The sequence below is a fragment of the Chryseobacterium sp. OSA05B genome, from assembly GCF_019970065.1.
Taxonomy (GTDB): domain Bacteria; phylum Bacteroidota; class Bacteroidia; order Flavobacteriales; family Weeksellaceae; genus Chryseobacterium.
This window is the reverse complement of the sequence record NZ_JAHXYH010000002.1, coordinates 416,550-438,875: the sequence shown is the minus strand read 5'-3', so window position 1 is coordinate 438,875 and position 22,326 is coordinate 416,550. Positions and strand designations below refer to the sequence as shown.

Annotated in this window: 15 protein-coding genes; 3 read left to right on the top strand and 12 right to left on the bottom strand. The window is 38.3% G+C overall.

Annotated features, from left to right (window positions below):
• The first annotated feature begins 199 nt into the window (after positions 1–199).
• The 3 genes from ligA (at position 200) to LC419_RS09430 (ending at position 7,320) form a co-directional block, all read left to right on the top strand.
• Complete coding sequence (gene ligA, locus LC419_RS09440) at positions 200–2,206, top strand: NAD-dependent DNA ligase LigA (protein WP_223607107.1); 2,007 nt, start codon at positions 200–202, stop codon at positions 2,204–2,206.
• Between the two features lie 103 nt (positions 2,207–2,309).
• Positions 2,310–4,610 (top strand): T9SS type A sorting domain-containing protein, encoded by a 2,301-nt coding sequence (locus tag LC419_RS09435; protein ID WP_223607106.1) that lies wholly within the window; start codon positions 2,310–2,312, stop codon positions 4,608–4,610.
• A gap of 238 nt (positions 4,611–4,848) precedes the next feature.
• Positions 4,849–7,320, top strand: a complete 2,472-nt coding sequence (locus tag LC419_RS09430; RefSeq protein ID WP_223607105.1) for a T9SS type A sorting domain-containing protein — start codon at positions 4,849–4,851, stop codon at positions 7,318–7,320.
• 60 nt (positions 7,321–7,380) lie between these two features.
• On the opposite strand, the gene LC419_RS09425 is transcribed toward LC419_RS09430, so the two are convergent.
• From LC419_RS09425 to LC419_RS09370, 12 genes are all read right to left on the bottom strand, one after another.
• Positions 7,381–7,785: a hypothetical protein gene (locus LC419_RS09425; protein ID WP_223607104.1), complete on the bottom strand. Its 405-nt coding sequence runs from the start codon at positions 7,783–7,785 to the stop codon at positions 7,381–7,383.
• Between the two features lie 33 nt (positions 7,786–7,818).
• Positions 7,819–8,280: a hypothetical protein gene (locus LC419_RS09420; protein ID WP_223607103.1), complete on the bottom strand. Its 462-nt coding sequence runs from the start codon at positions 8,278–8,280 to the stop codon at positions 7,819–7,821.
• A gap of 7 nt (positions 8,281–8,287) precedes the next feature.
• On the bottom strand, positions 8,288–9,727 hold the full coding sequence (locus LC419_RS09415) for a hypothetical protein (RefSeq protein WP_223607102.1): 1,440 nt from the start codon (positions 9,725–9,727) through the stop codon (positions 8,288–8,290).
• 534 nt (positions 9,728–10,261) lie between these two features.
• On the bottom strand, positions 10,262–10,498 hold the full coding sequence (locus LC419_RS09410) for a hypothetical protein (protein ID WP_223607101.1): 237 nt from the start codon (positions 10,496–10,498) through the stop codon (positions 10,262–10,264).
• 22 nt (positions 10,499–10,520) lie between these two features.
• On the bottom strand, positions 10,521–11,030 hold the full coding sequence (locus LC419_RS09405) for a hypothetical protein (protein WP_223607100.1): 510 nt from the start codon (positions 11,028–11,030) through the stop codon (positions 10,521–10,523).
• Positions 11,031–11,102: 72 nt separating this feature from the next.
• Entirely contained in the window at positions 11,103–12,818 is a 1,716-nt protein-coding gene (locus tag LC419_RS09400) for an ATP-binding protein (RefSeq protein ID WP_223607099.1), read from the bottom strand.
• Positions 12,819–12,823: 5 nt separating this feature from the next.
• Positions 12,824–13,933 (bottom strand): sensor protein KdpD, encoded by a 1,110-nt coding sequence (locus LC419_RS09395; RefSeq protein WP_223607098.1) that lies wholly within the window; start codon positions 13,931–13,933, stop codon positions 12,824–12,826.
• Positions 13,934–14,480: 547 nt separating this feature from the next.
• Complete coding sequence (locus LC419_RS09390; protein WP_223607097.1) at positions 14,481–15,569, bottom strand: porin; 1,089 nt, start codon at positions 15,567–15,569, stop codon at positions 14,481–14,483.
• A gap of 13 nt (positions 15,570–15,582) precedes the next feature.
• Positions 15,583–16,140 carry a potassium-transporting ATPase subunit C gene (locus LC419_RS09385; protein ID WP_223607096.1) on the bottom strand — a complete coding sequence of 186 codons (558 nt, stop codon included), beginning with the start codon at positions 16,138–16,140 and terminating at the stop codon, positions 15,583–15,585.
• Positions 16,141–16,150: 10 nt separating this feature from the next.
• Entirely contained in the window at positions 16,151–18,190 is a 2,040-nt protein-coding gene (gene kdpB / locus LC419_RS09380; protein ID WP_223607095.1) for a potassium-transporting ATPase subunit KdpB, read from the bottom strand.
• A gap of 172 nt (positions 18,191–18,362) precedes the next feature.
• Complete coding sequence (gene kdpA, locus LC419_RS09375; protein WP_223607094.1) at positions 18,363–20,057, bottom strand: potassium-transporting ATPase subunit KdpA; 1,695 nt, start codon at positions 20,055–20,057, stop codon at positions 18,363–18,365.
• Positions 20,058–20,801: 744 nt separating this feature from the next.
• Positions 20,802–22,127: a sigma-54 dependent transcriptional regulator gene (locus LC419_RS09370; protein WP_223607093.1), complete on the bottom strand. Its 1,326-nt coding sequence runs from the start codon at positions 22,125–22,127 to the stop codon at positions 20,802–20,804.
• Positions 22,128–22,326 lie beyond the last annotated feature (199 nt).

The window sequence follows — 22,326 nt, the reverse complement described above, 5'->3', positions numbered from 1 at the left end:
GACCGGGTGTTTAAGAGAACTTTAACAAATTCTCAACTAAATCATAACATTGTGTTAAATTAATTTAAACAAGTGTTTTAAAATACAATCAATCAATACGTTAAACCATATTACGCTTTTTTAATGTTTCTATAATATTTTATTACGGTATTTTTTAATGAGATTAGTTTAGCTATTTTTGCTCAAAAGATAGAAAGGAATGTCTGAAAATATACAGCAAAAGATAGAGCAGCTCCGAAAAGAGCTCCATCAGCATAATGAAAATTATTATCTTCTGGATGCAGCTACAGTCTCTGATTATGAGTTTGATATGCTTCTGGAAGAGCTTCAGGATCTGGAAGCAAAACATCCTGAATTTTACGACGAAAATTCACCTACGGTACGTGTAGGCGGAGGAATTACCAAAGTATTTCCTACCATTCAGCATAAGTTCAGAATGTATTCCCTGGATAATTCCTATGATTTCGACGATCTGGAAGACTGGGAGAAAAGAATTATCAAAACCATCAATGACCCGGTGGAATTTGTTGCTGAGCTGAAATATGACGGTGCTTCCATTTCTATTCTTTATGAAAACGGAAAACTGGCTCAGGCGGTAACACGTGGTGACGGTTTTCAGGGAGATGAGATCACTTCCAACGTCCGAACCATTTCAGATATTCCTCTTACGCTGAAAGGTGATTTCCCGGCTCAATTTTTTATGAGAGGTGAAATTTATCTGACAAGAAAAAATTTCGACAAGCTTAATAAACTGCGTGAGGAGGAAGGTTTAGATCCTTTTATGAACCCTAGGAATACGGCCAGCGGAAGTTTAAAAATGCAGGATAGCGGCGAGGTAAGAAAGAGAAGTCTGTCTTCTGTACTTTACCAGTTTATTTCCGAGGATGTTCCAGCGGAAACGCATTGGGAGCTGCTTCAGAAAGCTCAAGGCTGGGGTTTTAAAACTTCACAGCAGGCAAAACTCTGCAAAACGATGGATGAAGTGAAGGAATTTATCAGTTTCTGGGATACGGAACGCCACAATCTTCCTTTTGAAATTGATGGAATTGTTTTAAAAGTGAATTCTTTACAACAGCAGAGGCAGCTGGGCTACACCGCAAAATCACCGCGATGGGCGATGGCTTATAAATTCAAAGCTGAAAAGGTGGAAACGGAGCTTCAGAGCGTATCTTATCAGGTAGGAAGAACGGGAGCGATCACTCCGGTGGCTAATTTAAAACCTGTTTTACTGGCTGGAACCATCGTTAAAAGAGCATCTCTTCACAATGAAGATATCATTAAAAAACTGGATCTGCATGAGCACGACTTTGTGTATGTAGAAAAAGGCGGTGAGATCATTCCTAAAATTGTAGGCGTACACACTGAAAAAAGAACTTCAGAAAGCAGAGAAATCGAATATATTAAAAACTGTCCTGAATGTGGAACAGAGCTGGTGAAAATCGTTGATCAGGCGATCCATTTCTGTCCGAATGAACTTCACTGCCCGCCACAGGTGGTGGGAAGAATGATTCATTATGTTTCCAGAAAGGCTTTGAATATTGATAATCTAGGAAGTGAAACGATAGAGCAGCTTTACAGAGAAAAATTAATTGAAAATCCTGCTGACTTTTATGCTTTAACGAAGGAACAGATTCTTCCTCTGGAAAGAATGGCGGAAAAATCTGCACAAAATATTATTTCAGGGATTGAAAAGTCCAAGGAAATTCCTTTTGAAAAGGTTCTTTACGGCATCGGAATCAAGCATGTGGGGGAAACGGTTGCCAAGAAACTGGTGAAAAACTTTTCTACGATTGATGAGCTGAAAGAAGCCACAGTAGAAGAGCTTTGTCAGGTAGAAGATATTGGAGCCAAGATCGCTGTAAGCATCGTGGAGTTTTTCAAGAATCCGGAAAACATTCTGATGATCGAACGTCTGAAGTCTTACGGAGTACAGCTTCAAAAAGGCGAAAGTACGAATGAGGTTTTATCTAATGTTCTGGAAGGAAAAACATTCCTTTTTACAGGAAAATTATCATTATTTACGAGAGAATCTGCAGAAGAAATGGTGGAAAAGCACGGTGGAAAAAATATTTCTGCAGTGTCTAAAAACCTCAACTTCCTGGTGGTTGGAGAAAAGGCCGGAAGCAAGCTGAAAAAGGCTCAGGATATCGGAACCATTACGATTCTGGATGAACAGGAATTTTTGAATCTTATAGAGAAACAGTAATATCTTTAACAAATTGTAATTAAACCATTGAGATTAGATTTCAATGGTTTAATTTTGCTCTTTTTCACCAAGAAAAGAATAATAAATTAAATAAGACTAATTCATGAAAAAAATCTATTTCGTCATCTGTATGATGATCCTTTCTTTGTTTCAGGCGCAGATTGTGAATATTCCTGATGCCAATTTTAAAAGTTTACTGGTCGCTAATATGCCTTATCTGGCCAAAGACCTCATGGGTAATAATACGATTATTGACACCAATCATGACGGCGAAATTCAATTATCTGAAGCTGCCAATATCAGTAAACTGCGTTTTGATTTATATGATATGCCCAATTATTCCTCCAATTTTAATAATGTAGTTTCTATAGCAGGGATAAAAAGCTTTACCAATCTTACAGATCTCTATATTGATAGTTTTCCTTTATTACAAACCATCGATCTGAGCAATAGTACATCCTTGTATAAACTTGATCTCAGCAGATGCTATGTTTTATCATCTGTAAATCTTCAGGGTTGCAGCCAGTTATATGATCTGGATATTTTTTTCAGCAACATACCGTCTATTGATCTATCGGGGCTGACCAATTTATATGAAGTGGATATGACGCAGTGCCAACTTGCTAATCTATCTTTAAATAATAATACGAATCTCAACAACCTATCTTTAACCTCCAATAAGCTGCAAACCCTGCCTTCAGGCCAGACGCCTAATCTAAAATTTCTGAGTATTGCGGGTAATCAATTTATAACACTCAATTTCGGTACTTTTCCAAAACTTGAAACACTGAACTGTACCTACAACAAGTTTATAAGTATCGATTTATCCCAGAATACAGATTTGAAAATTTTTGGCTGCGATGTGAATCCTAATCTTAAGTCGTTGTTTATTAAAAACGGCATCAATAACTTTACACAAAATAATAATTCTACTATTTCCAGCACACCCAATCTTGCGTATATCTGTGCGGATGATTCTGAAATTTCCAACGTCAATGCTTTATTGCCTTCTACCACTTCGTGTGTTGTGAATTCATACTGTTCATTTACTCCGGGTGGAGCTTTTTACACGATCTCAGGAAATACAAAATTTGACAGTAACAGTAATGGCTGTGATGTGAATGATCTCAACAAGGCATTCCAAAAATTCAATATTACCAGCGGAAGTATTTCAGGAAGTATAACGGCTAACAGTTCGGGAAATTATTCAATTCCAGTACAAGCCGGAGCCCATACCATCAGCCCGGTTCTTGAAAATCCGACTTATTTTAATATCTCGCCAACAAGTTTAACAGCTAATTTCCCTGCGCAAACAAGTCCACTAACACAGAATTTCTGCATGACGGCCAACGGCAATCATCCGGATCTTGAAATTGTAATCATTCCAACAGATATTGCGGTTCCGGGGTTTGATGCAGATTATAAAATTGTTTTCAAAAACAAAGGAACCGGAACACAGTCAGGAAATGTAGTGTTCAATTTCAATGATGCCCTGATGAATTTTGTAAGTGCAACTACAGCTCCCAATTCTCAATCTACTGGAGTTTTAAACTGGAATTTTACGAATCTTCTTCCTTTTGAATCGAGAGAAATTAAAGCTAAGTTTACATTGAATACATCAACACAGACCCCTTCTTTAAATATGGGTGATGTGCTTCACTACACGGCCCAGATCAACGGGGTTGCAGATGAAACTCCTGCAGATAACACGTTTACATTGAATCAGACGGTTGTCAATTCTTTTGACCCTAATGATAAAACCTGTCTGGAAGGCGCATCCATTGCACAGGCTCAGGCTGGAGATTATGTTCATTATCTGATCCGATTCGAAAACAACGGTACTGCCAATGCCAAAAATATTGTTGTAAAAGATGATATTGATACATCCAAATTTGATCTGTCTACGCTGGTTCCATTAAGCGGAAGCCATAGCTTTGTTACCAAAATTTCGGGAACCAATACGGCGGAATTTATTTTTGAAAATATTCAGCTTCCTTTTGATGATGCCAACAATGACGGCTATATTTCATTTAAAATAAAGACAAAATCTACTTTAGCAGCAGGAGACAGCTTCAGCAATACAGCCAGAATTTATTTTGACTATAACGCTCCTATCGTCACCAATACGTATACCACTTCAGTACAAACCGTACTGGCAACATCTGAGGTGAATACCAACAAAAACGATTTCAGTATTTATCCTAATCCTGTAAAAGATATGCTTTATATCCAGTCTAAAGATGAGGTTATTAAGGCTGAAATCTATGATACAGCCGGAAGAATTTTAAATACCACAGGAGTAAAAAACAATTCTGTGAATGTTTCTGATCTGGCAAAAGGAAATTACATCATAAAAGTCTCTACAAAAAATAAAACACTGACGCTTAAGTTTATTAAAGCATAAAATAGTTATCTATATAAAACCTTAAAAGCTGTGAGATCCTCACAGCTTTTTTTCATGTTTTACTGTGTCAGCTTACCGGTAATGATAAAAAATAAAATTAATACTAAACTAACATTTAAATAAATTAATTAAACAATAATTAACAAAAACAATATTATACGAACAATTAAAAACTAAAAAGTAATTATTTTTAATAATATAATTTTTTATATATTTACACCACTAATATCACCAAACCATGAAAAAAATCTACTTTTTTGTGCTATTCATTGCACATTTATCTGTCGTTGCGCAGATTGTCAACATTCCCGATCCTGTTTTTAAGGCTAAACTGCTTTCGGGAAATGCCACCAACGAAATCACCCAGAATCTGGCCGGCCAATGGATCAATATCGACACCAATAATGATGGCGAAATACAAGTTTCTGAAGCGGCCAACATCCGGAATATTAATATATACCACTCAAACAACAACGCTACATTTCAGATTTCGTCGATAGAAGGTGTAAAATCATTCACCAATCTGGAATATCTGGAAGTATCTGACTGTTCGAATCTTCTTTCTGTAGATGTGAGTGGCATGCCAAAGCTTGCCCTGGTAAGCTTTACAGACAACGTCAATATGACTGCAGCCAATTTTACCGGTTGCCCCCTGCTTCAAAACATTAATGTATCCAATGCTAAAATTGTGAATCTCGATATTTCAAATCTTCCGAAAATGAATATCCTGACATGTACGGGAGGAAAGGTACAAACCATCAATTTCGCAGGCAGTACCACGATGAAATTTTTGCTTTGCAGTTACAATGACATCTCCAGTATTAATCTAAGTTCGCTGGTTGATCTGTATCGTCTTAATATTTCAGGAAATTCATTAACAAGTCTTGATTTAAGTAATTTAACAAAGCTTGAAGACGTTGTATGCTCAGCTAACCAGCTTACCTCCCTTAATCTTCAGAATACGCCTAAATTAAAAACACTGGAAGCCAGTTATAACAGTCTTTCTACGATTAATTTAAGTCAGAGTCCGATTTTAAATTATCTGAGGATTCTCAACAACCAGCTTACAACCATCGATCTTTCGGTTGTGCCTTTACTGAATACACTTTTCCTGAATAACAACCAGTTGACTTCTCTTGACGTAAGCCACAACACAGCCCTGAATTCGCTCAATGTTCCTAACAACAATTTACAGAGCCTGTTTATAAAAAACGGAAGACTTACAAGCGGAAGTTATCAAAACAACCCCAATTTAAGCTATATCTGCTGTGATGATTCAGAAATGAGTAATATCATCAGCCAAAATGCTACGAACGGATACAATAATGTGACGGTAAACTCTTACTGCTCGTTCACTCCGGGCGGTACATTTTATACCGTTAAAGGAAATACAAAATACGATCTTAACGGAAACGGATGTGATCCGGCAGACTTAAATAAAGCATTTCAGAAATTCAATATTTCCGGAGGCGGAACTACGGGAAGTATTATTGGAGATCATTCCGGTAACTACTCGATTCCGGTACCTGCGGGATTATATACCCTGACACCTGTTCTTGAAAACCCGGCTTACTTTAATATTTCTCCGGCGTCTTCCACGGCTAATTTCCCGGCACAGGCAAGTCCGTTGACCAGCGATTTCTGTATCACGGCCAATGGTTCACACCCTGATCTTGAAATTGTCATTATCCCTCTTGATTCTGCAGTACCAGGATTTGAATCGGATTATAAAATCGTTTTCAAAAATAAAGGAACAACCATGCAGTCCGGAACGATTGGATTAAGTTTCAATGACAACGTTATGGATTTTATGAATTCTACAGTAACCCCAAATTCCCAATCCACCGGAAGTCTGAGCTGGAATTTTACAGGTCTTCTTCCTTTTGAAACAAGAGAAATCAAAGCTAAATTTGAAATGAATACGCCTACCGATACTCCGCCTCTAAATGATGGTGATATCCTGCATTATACTGTGCAGATCAACGGAGCTCCGGATGATACGCCTGCTGACAATACGTTTACTCTGAACCAGACGGTAGTGAATTCTTTAGATCCGAATGATAAAACCTGTCTTGAAGGAACCATGATCGCACAGACTCAAGTGGGAGATTATGTTCATTATCTGATCCGATTTGAAAATAACGGTACGGCCAATGCAAGAAACATCGTGGTGAAAGACGTGATTGACGCTTCAAAATTTGACATCTCTACATTAACGCCATTAAGCGGAAGCCATAGTTTTGTAACGAGAATGTCCGGAGCCAATACTACAGAATTTATATTTCAAAATATACAGCTGCCGTTTGATGATGCCAACAATGACGGTTATATCTCTTTCAAAATCAAAACAAAATCTACTTTGACATTGGGTGACGTATTCAGCAATACGGCGAGCATTTATTTTGATTACAACGCACCGATCATCACCAATACCTATACCACTGCTGTGAGAGGTATATTAGCTACCGCAGAATCTATAACTGGTAAGGAAAATCTAAGCATTTATCCTAATCCGGTACAGGATGTTCTCCACATCAAATCCGATGCTGAGATCATCAAGGCTGAAATTTATGATGCAGCCGGAAGAATTCTGACTACCACAAGTGTAAAAGGTAATGCTGTACAAGTTTCTGAACTGGCTAAAGGAAGCTATATCATTAAACTGTCTAGCAAAGACAAGACAATGGTTCAGAAATTCATTAAAAATTAAACTAATAATCTTTTTTATATCCTTAAGGGCTGTGAATTTTTTTCACAGCTCTTTTTGTTTCTATGATCCTAATCCAAAAATAAGTGATACCAAGACGTATAAAACAAAAACAAGCAAAGGACATCCAAAAAATGCAGCAATGGTAAATACAAAGACGTAAGTTCCATAGTTTTTAGCAGAAGAAAACATTCCTGCAACCGTATTATGAATGGCTAAAAGAAAAAAAGCAAAGGCAACGAGTAAAACATTGGAAAATAATAGAAATGTAAAAAAATCTCCGGTATTACGTACCAGATCATCAGAATCTATAAGACTTAAAAATACTGCGGTCACCAAAAGAAAAGCTGAGAAAGGAAGCACTACATACAGCATCATCCTTTTCCAGCTTGGATTATCTGAAAATAAGAAATAATACAAATTCGCTGCAGCGAAAACCAGCAGTACATAAATAAAGAATCCCAGCATAGCTTTTTTAGTTTTAATCCTGATAAAACCTTTTTATTTGAAAACCAAAATGGTGTAGTTATCCTTTGAGGTTTTAGGATAAACCATTCTGATCTGTGCCTTATTTTTATAGTAATCTAAATAGATTTCGCCGGTAAGGATCTTCCCTTTTTCAGTCTGTTTATAGCCCGCCTTGAGAATTGTTTTGATATAGGCATCATGTTCTTTTTTATCCTTGAACTGAAACTCTATATTGTCCTGAGATTTATCCTCGGCGTATTCAAATTTTCCGATCTTGTGGGTATAATCCGGACTGTCATATTCGAACAGAATGAATACAGGACTTTCCGTTTTGTCGTAGAATGTATATTTATGCTTTTTAATTTCTGCTTTAAAGCCGGCCATATCAAGCTTATTGAATCCGGCAAGCTCTTCCAGCTTAAAAGCCTGTCCTGACATCTGTGTATGCAACAGGATACAAAACAGAATGACCAAAAAGATTTTTATCGTATTCATAGCTCAACTATTCTTTGATGTTATTTTCTTTGATAAAATTTCTATACTCTCTTTCCCATACCGGGAACTTGTTAAACTCTTTTTTTCTGCTGACAATAATAGCGGCCCCTTCAGTAAAAAGCTTTTCATCTTTGAGCATTTTCAGACCATCCATGATCGTGAGAGCACCATAAGCATTTTCATTATTTCTAACCCTGTCCAGCAGAACATCCTTATGCTGAAGTACGGCCTCATTATCTTTCAGTTTAGAGATGAAACGGTAAAGATCAAGATCATCCAGATACTGAAGAGAATTTCTCACTCCCTTTTCATAAGTTTCCCTCGAGATCTTTTTTGTTTTTTCCAGCAGTGTAACAAGCCTTAGATTATTGTCAAAAGTCATTTCACCGGATACATCATCCTCCATATGATCCATATCGTATGCATTCACCGCAATAACTTCGGCTTGTCCGGGTTTCAAAAATCCATCCAGCAGAAATTTTGCGGTTTCTTTTTGGGTGTGTGTTTTTTCATAGGCATCCAGAATATCAAAAGAAATGATCTTATCCGTTACCCAAAGATCAGCCAGTGCAGCATCATACAGCGTACATTTTTTTATAGAAATCTGCTGATAGAGGAAAGCCAGGCAATTGCCACCACAATCCTTTTCCTTATTGATTTTCTTATTGTATTCAATGGCTTTAATCACTATTTCTTTAGCCTCTTCACCGCAGAATTCAGATAATGCAAACATGAAGGCAAAATGAGAAGAATCAGTAATATGTTCCTTCATCATTGGCAGAAACGCCGGATCCGGAAATTCTTCAATGGCTGGATAAGCCTGTTTTCCAAAGCTTTTGATCAGATCTATATCATTAGGATTTTTATATTTTGCAAGATTCACAAGCAGTATGGGTGACTTTGTATCTATTACCAGCTTCCTTATTTTAGTGTAGCTATCATTATCCAGCGGCAAATCAAAGGCCAGAGTTTCCAGAAGCTCCGCATTAACAGGTTGGGCATTCAGAGTAATTGATACCATTTCGCGGTGAAGATTCTCTTGTTCTTTTTCTGAAAAATTATCACCTACAGAAACTGATTCAAAAACATATGCAGATAAAAGATGTTCACTTACAATACACCCTCCTCTATAATCTAATTTCTCCTTTGAATGAAGATTTTTCTTAAACGCATCCAGCATTTTTCCGCCCTCTTTTTTATTGGCCAAAACATCAATGGCTGCTGCTTTTATATAAACATTTTTGCCTTTCTCTGCTAAGTAGACAAGTTCTTCCAAACTCGCTTCTTTAAACAGTAATTCTTCTATCTTTTTTATGTCTTTGTCATCACTTGCATAGAATAATCTTGTTTTTTCAAGGGGTTGGATAATCGCGGCCGTTCTTTTGGAAACCTGAGAATAGGAACAGAAAAAGAACAGAAGTACTAACAGACTGATGAGGCTTTTCATGGAATGGTTTTGTTACTCTGTAAATTTAAAGGAATTTTGTTAATGTCGAACAGATACCATTCTATTCTTTAAAGCTTCCTGGAAAAGTTTGATCTGGTCAGGTGTAAGATCCTGTAAATAAATTGTCCGTTTCCCATTTACCAGAAAATCAGGGTAAGATACTAAAACAACAGAATCATTATTGAAACTGAACTCTCTCAGTAACGTAGGGCTTTTCGTATTTCTCTTATCGGAATTAAAGTTCAGATTAATAAAACGGCTGGGAATAAAATAGAAGTCGGCCGGAAATAAAAAAACAGAGTTTTGATTCAGCAGAATATGAAAAGTACAAAAGCGAAAACTTTTACGTAAAAAACCTCTTTCCACTAATATTTTTCAATTCACTGGAATCCGGCTGTCTGTATTTCGTGATTATTTTTTTCTTCTGAAAATAAAAAAATATTGCCGGTATGACCAGAGATGCAATACAGATGGGAAGGAAGTAATCGAAGATATGATCAAACATTGTTGACTATTAAATTAATGTTTTTTGGGTTACTTTCCTCCCAGCCATTCTTCAATATCCTGATTGGCTTTATCCTCTGTAAGACAGGCTGAACTTTTGTATTCTGCCTGTGCCTCAGCAATTCTGGTTTTTTGAGGTTCAGTAAGAATATGTTCGTTTTCATTTAATTCAAAATCTAACAGTTTTTGAACCTCATCCATAATTCTTTTTTCTTTTAACTGACTGATTCTGTTAATCAAATCAGCTTTCAGATCTGATGTATTCATCTTGTGTAATTTTAATTCAAATTTAAACGATTTCGCCAGAACCAAATTTCTTCACATCATTAAAAGTTTCAAGCCTCGAATTCAAAAGTTCCAGTAAAACTCTTGTTTTGACATTTAAAATATCAACCTTTATGGCCTGATGGAAATAAAATGAAAGTTTATCTGATTTCTTGTTTTCATCTGGTTTTAGAACGATAAAAATACTTTCAGTCGTTTTAATTCCCCGATGAGTTGTATTTGATATATAAAAGGATTTAATATCTTTAAAATCTACTAGCGTCCGTTTTTCCAACACGCCATAAATAATAATCTGCTTATCAGTAATCGTAAGCAAGGGTTTTCTACGAATCAATAAAATAAGGGAATAAATAAGACCAAAAAGAAACAATACAAAACCCAGATTAAACATAATTACTTTAAAAAGACTATAGCGGCCCATATCCATAAATATAAAATTATAGGTAAATAAAGCAGAAAAGACAAACATGATAGAACTTACAATTTTACTTGAATAAAAATGAATTTCTCTCATACTCGTATCAATCAGGTCTATTATCGTCTTTAATTTTAATGTTCAAATATATTAAAAATATCCGCTTAAACATTATGCCACCGGCAGCCTGAAATAAAAAGTACTTCCCTGATTGGGAGAACTGTTCACTCCTATTTCGCCGTTTTGTTTTTCTATAAAATTTTTGGAAATAGCCAGTCCCAGCCCTGTTCCGTTCTGATGCTTTCCCGGAACCTGAAAATAGCGGTCGAAGATCTGGCGGTGGTACTTTTCATCAATCCCACTTCCGGTATCGGTAATACTGAACTGAATCATTGAATCCTGTTTTTCTACCGTGATATTGATATTCTCGTCCTGAAAAGAATGTTTGACCGCATTGGTAAGAAAATTATTCATCACCCAGACTGTTTTGTCGAAATCGGCCGTAACGAAATCATTATCGCCAATCAGATATTCGGTATTGATGAGAATATTCTTCTGTTCTGCCAGCTTTTCAACATTTTTTACGGCAGCCTGTACCACTTCTTTTGGAGAACATTTTTCAACGGTCAGGCGAATGTTTCCGGTTTCTACCTGCGAAAGATTCAGTAATTCCCCGGTGATATTCAATAGTCTTTGACCATCATCATTGATACTTTTCAGCAGTTCTTTCTGCTGGTCATTCAACTCTCCGAATTTTTGGTTTCCAAGTAGCTGTACTCCCATTTTTATGGCAGAAATCGGAGTTTTAAGCTCGTGAGAAATCGTAGCTATGAAATTGGTTTTAGCAAAATCAAGTTCTTTAAAAGGGGTAATATTGCGGAGAAGAATCACTTTTCCGATATATTTGGTCTCCTTTTCACCCGTTTTTACAATATTGATAGGGATAATATCCTGTTCAAAATAGTTTTCTTTATTATCACGAACAATCTTGATCGGTTCTTTTACCGGATGATCAATATTCTTAAGCAATTCGCGTATCAGATCATTATTAACAGCGACTTCATGAACCGTTTTCCCAATGATTTCTTCTTTATGGAGATTGGTGATTTTCAAAGCTTCATCATTGATCATGTAGATAAAGTGGTTTTCATCCAATCCGATCACTGCATCATGCATATTGTTCACCAGTGTTTCAATCCGTTTTTTATCCATCAACTGTTTGGAAAGACTGCTGCTTTCATACTCCTGGAGCTTTTCCGCCATGGTATTGAAAGAATCCGCAAGACTGTTGAATTCCTCACTCCCTTTGAAATGAACCCTTTCACTGTAATTTTTAGCAGCAATCTGCCGGATACCGAAGGTAAGCTGGTTGATAGGTTCTGCAATAGTTTGTGGCAAATTAAAAAGCAGGATAAAAGCGATCAGAAAACACACCGTTCCCAGACTTACAATCCAGAAAGTGGCATTTTCAGCGGTGATGATGGCGATATCACTTTTTCTTTCAATCCCTTTCATATTCAGGGACATGATTTTCGCGAGGTCTTCACGGATCAGTTTTTCCTTTTCCGGAGAAGATTGTTTCAGGTAACTGTTGAAATGAAGATTCAGACTTTGAGTGGCTTCCTTCTCACCAAATTCAGTAAGGTTTTTCTCCTGCAGCTTATTGTTTTTCTGAAAATCATTAACGGCAATAGCGCTGTCTGTGCTTATTTTATCCAGTGCCAGCAACATGTTTTTGGAAAATTCCAGACTGTTGTAATTGGCCGTAAGGATCTTTTCCGTATCCGATTTCAGTTTATTGATATAGACGGATCCGATCACTGACATGAGTACAATGAGTAAAAATAAAAGACCTACGCCTAGGGTGAGTTTTGTTTTAAGTTTCATTACTTCTAAGATAAAATAATAATATCTATCTGCCTTTCATTCAGCCTGTTCATCAGCGTGTAAATCCAGCTATAGCCTGAAAGACGCTGCCAGAGCTCTGCGTGGGGTTTTCCGATGCAGACCGTGGTGATATTATGGGCAATCACATAATCCAGAATTCCTTTATGGACGCTGTTTTCTTTTACCCGGACCACTTTTGCTCCCAATTCCTGTGCTAAATTAAAATTATTAATCAAATACCGCTGTTTGTCTAGGGCAATTTTTTCGGGATTCTCTGATGGCTTTTGAACATACAGAACCGTCCACTGGCTGTTATAATAACTCGCCAGACGGGCTGTTTTCCTGATGATATTTTTAGCAATCTTTTCATTACTGCTGATGCACGCCAGAAATTTTATGGGTTTAAAATTTTCTGTTTTAATCTCTGTTTCTACCTTTCTTTCTACATGGGCAGCCACTTCTTTTAAGGCAAGCTCCCGGAGCTGCAGGATATGTCCGCTCTGAAAGAAATTGGTAAGCGCCGTCTGGATTTTCTCTTTTTTGTAGATTTTCCCTTCTTTCAGACGGGTCAGCAGCTCATCGGCGGTTAGGTCGATATTCACTACCTCATCGGCAAGACCCAGAATTTTATCAGGAACACGTTCAGCAACTTCTATTCCTGTAATATTTTTCACCTCTTCATTCAGGCTTTCGATATGCTGGATGTTCATGGCACTGATGACATTGATCCCGTTATCAAGGATTTCCAGCACATCCTGCCATCTTTTTTTATTTTTGGAACCTTCAACATTGGTGTGGGCCAATTCATCTACGAGAACGACCTCCGGATGTTCATTGATAATGGTCTGAAGATCCATTTCTTCCAGGTTTTTACCCTTATAGAAAACTGACCTTCTCGGTATTTCAGGAATTCCGTTGGTAAGAGCAACGGTTTCCTCACGGTCATGGGTTTCTACATAACCGATTTTCACATCAATGCCGTTACGCAGCAGAGACTGCGCCTCCTGAAGCATACGGAACGTTTTACCCACCCCTGCGCTCATCCCGATATAGATCTTGAATTTTCCTTTCCGGGATTTCTGGATCAATTCTAAAAAATGTTTTGCTGATGACATTGATTTTTTTTGCTTTATTTTTTTTAATACAAAAGGCACAAAAGGTTTATTTTCCACCGCTTTAGACTTTATAAGTAAGTTACGATTATTCTGTATAAAATATTTCGCTGAACTATCTTGTTGATGTTTTTTTATCTCCCGCAGATCACACGGATTACACAGATTTTCACAGATGTTTACGTAATTTGTTGGTGATCGCAAAGACGTAAGTTTTTTTCTAATTCGAATGTTTTAATACGCCAGGATTTTATCTCCGATACAATTTAATGCTGCTGTCATTGCGAGGAGCATAGCGACGAAGCAATCTCCTCGTCACCCGTTCTTAAAATCTTTGATTTTCTTGCGTCTTAAAAACGCGTTTAAATAAAGCTTTGCGCCTTTGCGTTTCTCCAATTTTACTTCAACATTGTTTACTCCTATTATTCAATATAAAAATTTTTGATTTTTTTAAAACTTATGTGATCTTCTTTTCACAATGTATTTAAACTTCAAAATAACTTAAGTGCTAAAAACTTTTGTCACTTTGTGGTTAATTAATTTTCACTTTCTAAAACCAGGCAGCCAAACTTGTCGTGATAAAGAAATTCCCCTGCTTCATCTCTCCGTTTTTCACAAAAATGGCATCTTTAGACGTAAATCCTCTCGCTTCTGTACGGAAAACCACATTCTTCAGAATGGCATAATCAACATTCAGAGAATATCCAAAGGTTTGGAAACCATTGGGCGTTTTGGTGCTAATGATCACGCCGTTTTTATCATTGTAATATTCAACTCTTCCTGCCAGCGCCCACTTGCTATCAAGCTGATATTTCATTAACACATTGGGAGTATACCAGATGTTATAGCTGCTGCTCCCTTTCTCTTTCTGTTCAGCCCCGATATCGAACCCAAGCAATGCTGAGAATCGATCTGTCAACTGAAAATTTCCGTAAAGATCATGGAAATACCGCATCCTTTTTTCAGCTTTTGATTTGTCGTTTCCGATGAATGAACTGCTATTCAGCGTAATTTTTTCTGTCGGTTTGTAGGTCACCTGGTGCCCGAATGAAATCGTCTGGTTACCTTCCGGTTTTGCAATACGCTGCCAGCCATTAAGCACCAATCCGCTTAAAAACCATTTTCCATTGTCTGAAGTGTAAGAAACCTTTGCTCCCGTTTCGAAATACGGTGAGTTTTCTGCGGCAAAACTTCTGGTGAGATTCACATTATCTTTTCCTATGGCACTTTCCCAACCGATGTGGGAAGGCATAATCCCTGCATCGATCCACAGATTTTTGGTTTTTGAAATTCTGATCCCGATATTCGCTTCGTTGACGTAGCGCAGTGCATCCTGCTCGGCAGCCATATTGTCCTGCGCGTAGGTTCCGGCCATTAAAGCTACATTGGCGCGGAGATTTTCACTCTGATAATTTGCTTTTATCAATCCTAAATTGAGATTGACCTCATTATGTCTGTTGTAGGAATATAAAAAATTCTGACGGAGATGATTGGCAGGCTCATTAAAGTCATACGTGTAGAAAAGTTCTGCATAGGCAGAAAAAGTCACTTTATTTTCTGTTTTTAATGAATCTGATGATTGTGCTTTCGGGAAAAAGATCCCAAATAATACGGCACTCGTAATGATATATTTTTTCACGGTGATGGCTAGATTATTTTAATTGATCCAAAGCGATATTAAGCTTCAGTACATTTATTTTTGACGGACCTAGAAGTCCTAAAAACGGTTTTTCTGTTTGGTTTTTTACTAAATTTCTTACTTTTTCTTCAGAAAGATTTCTGACTGCTGCAATTTTCTTGACCTGATACAAAGCTCCTTCTTCAGAAATATCCGGATCCAGGCCGCTTCCACTGGCTGTTACCAATTCCACAGGAACTTTTGTATTTCCCATTCCCGGATGGATCATCTTTAAGGTATCTATCCTTTTCTGTACGATTTGCAGGTATTCTTCATTGCTTGGGCCTTTATTACTTCCTGCGCTTCCTGCGGCATTATAATCAACAGCTGAAGGACGTCCCTGGAAATATTTTTCAGATTTAAATTCCTGCCCGATATTGGCGTAGAATTTCTGTCCGTTTTGGGTAATGATCTCTGCATTTCCCTTCGTAGGCAATATTTTTGAGCCTGCGTATACGATAAGCAGATAAATTCCTACGATAGCCAGCATTACAAAAGTCAGTCTGAATGCTGCAACAATATGATTTTTCATTTTTTTAATTTTAATAGAATAAACTGATCACTAAATCGATGATTTTGATCCCGATAAACGGAACAATAACACCACCCAAACCATAGATTAAAAGGTTTCTTCTTAAGAGCGCACTGGCACCAATCGGTTTATAGGCAACTCCTTTTAACGCTAATGGAATAAGGAAAGGAATGATCACGGCATTGAAAATAACGGCTGATAAGATAGCTGTTTCCGGGCTGTGAAGATTCATAATATTCAACTTTTGAAGTGAAGGAATGAAGGTGATAAACAGTGCCGGAATAATGGCAAAATATTTAGCAACGTCATTCGCAATACTGAAAGTCGTCAGTGTTCCACGGGTCATCAGCAGCTGTTTCCCAATCTCCACGATCTCGATCAGTTTCGTAGGGTCATTGTCAAGGTCTACCATGTTACCGGCTTCTTTTGCAGCCTGTGTTCCGCTGTTCATCGCTACCCCCACATCGGCCTGAGCCAGTGCCGGCGCGTCATTCGTTCCGTCTCCCATCATGGCGACCAGCTTTCCTTCCTGCTGCTCTTTTTTAATGTAGTTCATTTTGTCTTCAGGCTTGGCTTCGGCAATGAAATCATCTACGCCTGCCTTTTCTGCAATGAATTTTGCAGTCAGAGGATTATCTCCGGTTACCATCACCGTTTTCACCCCCATTTTTCTCAGTCTCTGGAAACGTTCCTGAATTCCTGTTTTAATGATATCCTGAAGTTCGATGACGCCCCAGACTTTTTCATTAACGCTTACCACAAGAGGAGTTCCTCCGTTTTCAGAAATTTTGGTAACGGCGTCCTGGGTTTCTTTAGGGAAGATGTTCCCGGCTTTTTCAGTCAGTTTTTTTATCGTGTCATAAGCTCCTTTTCTGATCCTTGTGTCTTCAAAATCAATTCCTGAGGTTCTGGTTTCCGCCGAGAAATCAATGTAGACCGGGTTGGGAACAAGAAGGTCTTCTGATTTCAGCTGGCTTAGTTCTATAATGGATTTTCCTTCCGGCGTTTCATCCGCTACTGAACTTAACGCAGAAGCTTTAATAAAGTCCGGCAGTCTGATTCCGTCTGCAGGGTGAAATTCTGTTGCTTTACGGTTTCCAATGGTGATAGTTCCTGTTTTATCAAGAAGCAATACATCAATATCTCCGGCAGTTTCCACGGCTTTACCGCTTTTAGTGATTACATTCGCTCTCAGGGCTCTGTCCATTCCGGCGATTCCGATTGCAGAAAGCAGACCTCCAATGGTTGTGGGAATCAAACAAACGAAAAGTGATATAAATGCCGCAATAGTAATGGGAGTCTGCGCGTAGTCTGCAAAAGGTTTTAAAGTGAGTGTTACGATAATAAAGGTCAGGGTAAATCCTGCCAAAAGTATAGTTAATGCGATTTCATTAGGTGTTTTCTGTCTTGATGCTCCTTCTACAAGTGCAATCATTTTATCTAAAAAGGACTCTCCAGGTTTGGTGGTCACTTTTACTTTTATTCTGTCTGAAAGAACCTTTGTACCTCCGGTTACAGAACTTTTGTCCCCTCCGGATTCACGGATAACAGGTGCACTTTCTCCGGTGATCGCAGATTCATCAATGGTAGCAAGTCCTTCGATGATTTCTCCGTCCATCGGGATCTGATCTCCGGTTTCGCAAAGGAAAATATCACCCAGTTTCATTTCGGCAGACATTCTCAGAACGGTTTCTACCTGAAATCCTGGTTTGTTCTCCAAAACGACTTTGGCTGGAGTTTCTTCACGTGTTTTTCTGAGCGTATCCGCCTGAGCTTTTCCTCTGGCTTCTGCAATGGCTTCTGCAAAATTCGCGAAGAGAACGGTGAAAAATAAGATAATGAATACCGTAAAGTTATAAGCAAAGCTTCCCTGCGATTTGTCTCCTGTAAGACTGAAAAGACTTACGATGAACATCACAACAGTTCCGACCTCTACCAGGAACATCACGGGATTTTTAAACATGATTTTCGGATTCAGCTTGACGAAGGACTGTCTGATCGCTTCGTTCACCAAATCTTTTTGAAACAATGTCTGTGATTGATTTTTCATTTTTTTGAAAGAGTTATATAATTGTAAATCAATGGTAACCATTAAGACAGATTAAAACAACAAGGAGTGAAAATGGATAATATATTCAGGTGAATGTTTCGATGAGATTTAGACTAGTTTCCTGATATTTCAATCTTCCTAATGGTTGACTATTGATTTTAATTTTTAATTTTTATTTAGAGAAATACTGGATCTGTTCTGCGATAGGTCCTAATGTAAGGGCCGGGAAGAAAGACAGGGCTGCAATAAGAAGGATCACCGCCAGCGTCATAAAGCCGAAAGTGGCCGTATCCGTTTTCAGAGTTCCTGAACTTTCCGGAATGAATTTTTTCTGTGCCAATAATCCCGCAATCGCTATCGGTCCTATGATCGGAATAAATCTGGATAAGAGCAATACAATTCCTGTTGAGATATTCCACCATGGGGTATTGTCTCCAAGTCCTTCGAATCCGGAACCGTTGTTCGCAGAAGAAGAAGTGAACTCGTATAACATTTCACTGAATCCGTGGAACCCAGGATTATTCAATGTTTTGGCACCGAATTCAGGCAGATAGGCAGTTAATGCTGTTCCTACCAGTATTAAGAACGGGTGGAACAGAGCCACGATCATAGCAATCTTCATCTCTTTGGCTTCGATCTTCTTACCCATGAATTCCGGTGTCCTTCCTACCATCAGACCACTGATGAATACAGCAAGAATGATAAAGATGAAATAATTCAGAATTCCTACTCCACAGCCTCCGTAGAAACAGTTGATCATCATCGCCAGCAGCTCATTCATTCCTGAAAGCGGCATGGTGCTGTCATGCATCGAATTCACGGAACCTGTTGAGATCACTGTTGTTGCGATACTCCAATATCCCGAAGATGCACTTCCGAAACGGATTTCTTTGCCCTCCATAGCTCCAAGACTGCTGTCAGTCCCCATTTCTGTGATAAGAGGATTCCCGCTTGTTTCATTGACAATATTCGGGACGGCAAGTGCCAGGAAACCAACCGTCATTACGGTAAAGATCACCCATGACAGCTTTCTCTTTTTCAGATAAAATCCTAATGCAAAAACCAATGCAAACGGAATGATCATCTGAGTGACCATCTCGGTCATATTCGTCACATAGTTCGGATTTTCAAGCGGGTGTGCCGAGTTGGCTCCGAAGAAACCTCCTCCATTGGTTCCTAAATGCTTGATTGCCACAAAAGCTGCTACAGGACCTCTGGAAACATCAACTTTCTGTCCTTCCAGCGTTATTATATGGTCTTTCCCTTCGAAAGTCATCGGACTTCCGTTAGCAGAAAGGATAAGGGCAACAAGGATACTGATCGGAACAAGTATTCTGACCACAGATTTAGTAAAGAAATCGTAGAAATTCCCTAATTCTGTAGTTGTTTTATCTTTAAAAGCTTTGAAAAGAACAGCCATAGCCGCCATTCCGGTAGCTGCGGTTACAAACTGCAGGAACATCAGATAAAGCTGGCTTAAATAACTTACTCCCGTTTCTCCTGAATAATGCTGAAGGTTACAGTTCACCAGAAAGGAAATAGCTGTATTAAAAGCAAGATCAGGCGACATATTCGGGTTTCCGTCTGGATTTAAGGGAAGCCACGCCTGGGTCATCAGGATCAGGAATCCTATGATGAACCAAACCAGATTGATCGTCAGCATGGCATACATATTCTGCTTCCAGGTCATCTGACGGGCCGGGTTGATTCCCGATATTTTATAAATTAATTTTTCAACAGGTTCAAAAACAGGATCTAAAAAGGTCTTTTTGTACCCATACACATTAGCAATGTATTTTCCAAGAAATATTCCAATGACTAATGTGATCACAAACATGGCGATAACGCCTAAAATTTCTGTATTCATGACCGGTTAAAATTTTTCAGGTTTCAGCAAAACGTAGCAGATGTACACAAAGGCCAGAATTGAAAGGAAAAATAAACTCCACATAGTTTTATATTTTATCAAAAAATTCAACGGATTTATAAAGAAGCCAGAACATCACTGCAAAAAGCAGGATCAAACTTATCAGCATCATATCGTTATTATTAAGGTTAATAGGGTCAGCAGTACGTACGATACCAGCAGCAGACTGAAGCCTGCGTGCTCACGTTTTTTGAACGTTTTTCTTGAAATTGTCATTTTTAAAATATTTTATTCAGGTCCTATAGGCCAAAAGAAGGCCCACTTTGAAATAAAAACACTCAAGCAACTAATAATCAATTAATTAAAATAAATAACTCAACCATGCCAAAACACAAAAGCCTATCATTTTGATAGGCTCGTTTATTGAAATGATAGGAAGTTAGGTTGGTCGTAGTTGTAATGGTTGTTGTGAGTAGTGAATGGTGAATTTTGCTTCACAAGTTAAGAGTGAATGGGAGATTCAAGAAACACGATTTTAGATGCCAGACATCAGATTTCAGATTTCAGACAGAAACTGTCAATTGTGAATTTTGCGTTGCAAGTGAAAGGTGAATTGTAAGAGTTAAGAATTGAATATCTGATATTACTGCTGGTGACTTCGGGAACCTCAGCCACAAGATATTTGTCGTTTATTTAACGGCACTCACACTCTCCGACGCTCAAACCCCGGTACTCGCAACCCATCTACCTCCATCCATACTCCTCCATCTTACGGTACAGCGTTGCAATACCGATTTCCAGCAGTCTGGCGGCTTCGGCTTTATTGCCTTTTGTGTATTGAAGAACTTTTTGGATGTGAATTTTTTCAAGGGATCTCATGCTTAAAGAGTCGCTTTCAGGAACAATTTTATCTGAATAATGCGGTAGGCTGTCGACATCGAGGATATTGTCTTCCATGAGAATAAGGCTTCTTTCTACGGCATTTCTAAGCTCGCGGATATTCCCTTTCCAGTCGTTTTTTTCTAAGGTTTTATAGTAATCAGGGTTCACCTGAAGGTTTGAAAGGTGAAGTTTACGGGAGAAAATATCAATGAAATTTTTGGCCAGTAGCTTCAGATCTTCTTTTCTTTCACGTAGTGGCGGAAGATGGATCTCGAAAACATTCAGTCGGAAATAAAGATCTTCCCGGAAATGGCCCTGTTTGATTTCGTCTTCGAGGTCTCTGTTGGTGGCAGCAATCAGTCTGAAATCTGATCTGGACAGTTTGGTCTCGCCCATTTTAATGAATTCTCCGGTTTCGAGAACACGCAGCAATTTGGCCTGAAGTTCAATGGGCATCTCTCCTATTTCATCTAAAAATAAGGTTCCTCCGTTGGCCTCTTCTATCAGCCCTTTCTTATCTTTTACGGCACCGGTAAATGCGCCTTGTTTATGCCCGAAAAGTTCGCTTTCCAGTATTTCTTTACTGAATGCTGAACAGTTGATGGCTACAAAATTATTTTTCTTTCTATCGCTTCCGTCATGGATGGCATTGGCGAAAACTTCTTTTCCGGTTCCTGTTTCTCCGGTCAGAAGAACGGCAGCATCCGTTAAAGCTACTTTTTCAGCCAGTTTTTTAGACTGAAGAATCAGCGGAGAAGTTCCAATGATCTGTCCGAATCCTTTTGAGATGGTGGTTTTCTGACCGATTTTAGAACGGTTGTCTTTTACTTTTTCCAGAGCTTTGTACACGAGTGGAATAATTTTCTCGTTATCATCTCCTTTTACCAGATAGTCGTATGCTCCGTTTTTCATAGCCTGAACGGCATCGGTAATATTTCCGAAGGCGGTCATCAGAATAATTTCGAGGTGTGGATATTTGGTTTTGATGGACCGTACCAGTTCCACCCCGAAAGCATCAGGAAGGCGGACATCACATAAAACGACATCAAATTCATTCTGCTCGAGCATGGTCATCGCAGAACGTGCTGTAGAAGCTTCTTTGACATTAAAATTTTCTTGGGAAAGAATCATCCCCAGTAATTTCAGGAGCTTGATCTCATCATCGATGATCAGAATGTTTCCGGACATAGTGGTTGTTTTTGGAAAACCTGATGCAAACTTATTGATTTTTTTGAGCAAATGAACAGTGGTGGGATGAAATTTAATTGGAAACTGTCAATGGTGAATTTTGCTTCGCAAGTGAATGGTCAATTGTTGGGGTTAAAAAATCACTGAATGATGGTGTCAGGAAAAAAAAATCCTTTTCATCTTTGCAAATCGAAGTTAT

Excerpts from the sequence above, each read along its gene's own strand:
- LC419_RS09420 (WP_223607103.1), bottom strand. The coding sequence starts at position 8,280 with ATGAATACGATAAAAATCTTTTTGGTCATTCTGTTTTGTATCCTGTTG.
- ligA (WP_223607107.1), top strand. The coding sequence starts at position 200 with ATGTCTGAAAATATACAGCAAAAGATAGAGCAGCTCCGAAAAGAGCTC.
- LC419_RS09435 (WP_223607106.1), top strand. The coding sequence starts at position 2,310 with ATGAAAAAAATCTATTTCGTCATCTGTATGATGATCCTTTCTTTGTTT.
- kdpB (WP_223607095.1), bottom strand. The coding sequence starts at position 18,190 with ATGAAAAATCAATCACAGACATTGTTTCAAAAAGATTTGGTGAACGAA.
- LC419_RS09395 (WP_223607098.1), bottom strand. The coding sequence starts at position 13,933 with ATGTCATCAGCAAAACATTTTTTAGAATTGATCCAGAAATCCCGGAAA.
- LC419_RS09430 (WP_223607105.1), top strand. The coding sequence starts at position 4,849 with ATGAAAAAAATCTACTTTTTTGTGCTATTCATTGCACATTTATCTGTC.
- LC419_RS09400 (WP_223607099.1), bottom strand. The coding sequence starts at position 12,818 with ATGAAACTTAAAACAAAACTCACCCTAGGCGTAGGTCTTTTATTTTTA.
- LC419_RS09410 (WP_223607101.1), bottom strand. The coding sequence starts at position 10,498 with ATGAATACATCAGATCTGAAAGCTGATTTGATTAACAGAATCAGTCAG.
- LC419_RS09405 (WP_223607100.1), bottom strand. The coding sequence starts at position 11,030 with ATGAGAGAAATTCATTTTTATTCAAGTAAAATTGTAAGTTCTATCATG.
- LC419_RS09385 (WP_223607096.1), bottom strand. The coding sequence starts at position 16,140 with ATGAAAAATCATATTGTTGCAGCATTCAGACTGACTTTTGTAATGCTG.
- LC419_RS09425 (WP_223607104.1), bottom strand. The coding sequence starts at position 7,785 with ATGCTGGGATTCTTTATTTATGTACTGCTGGTTTTCGCTGCAGCGAAT.
- LC419_RS09415 (WP_223607102.1), bottom strand. The coding sequence starts at position 9,727 with ATGAAAAGCCTCATCAGTCTGTTAGTACTTCTGTTCTTTTTCTGTTCC.
- kdpA (WP_223607094.1), bottom strand. The coding sequence starts at position 20,057 with ATGAATACAGAAATTTTAGGCGTTATCGCCATGTTTGTGATCACATTA.
- LC419_RS09370 (WP_223607093.1), bottom strand. The coding sequence starts at position 22,127 with ATGTCCGGAAACATTCTGATCATCGATGATGAGATCAAGCTCCTGAAA.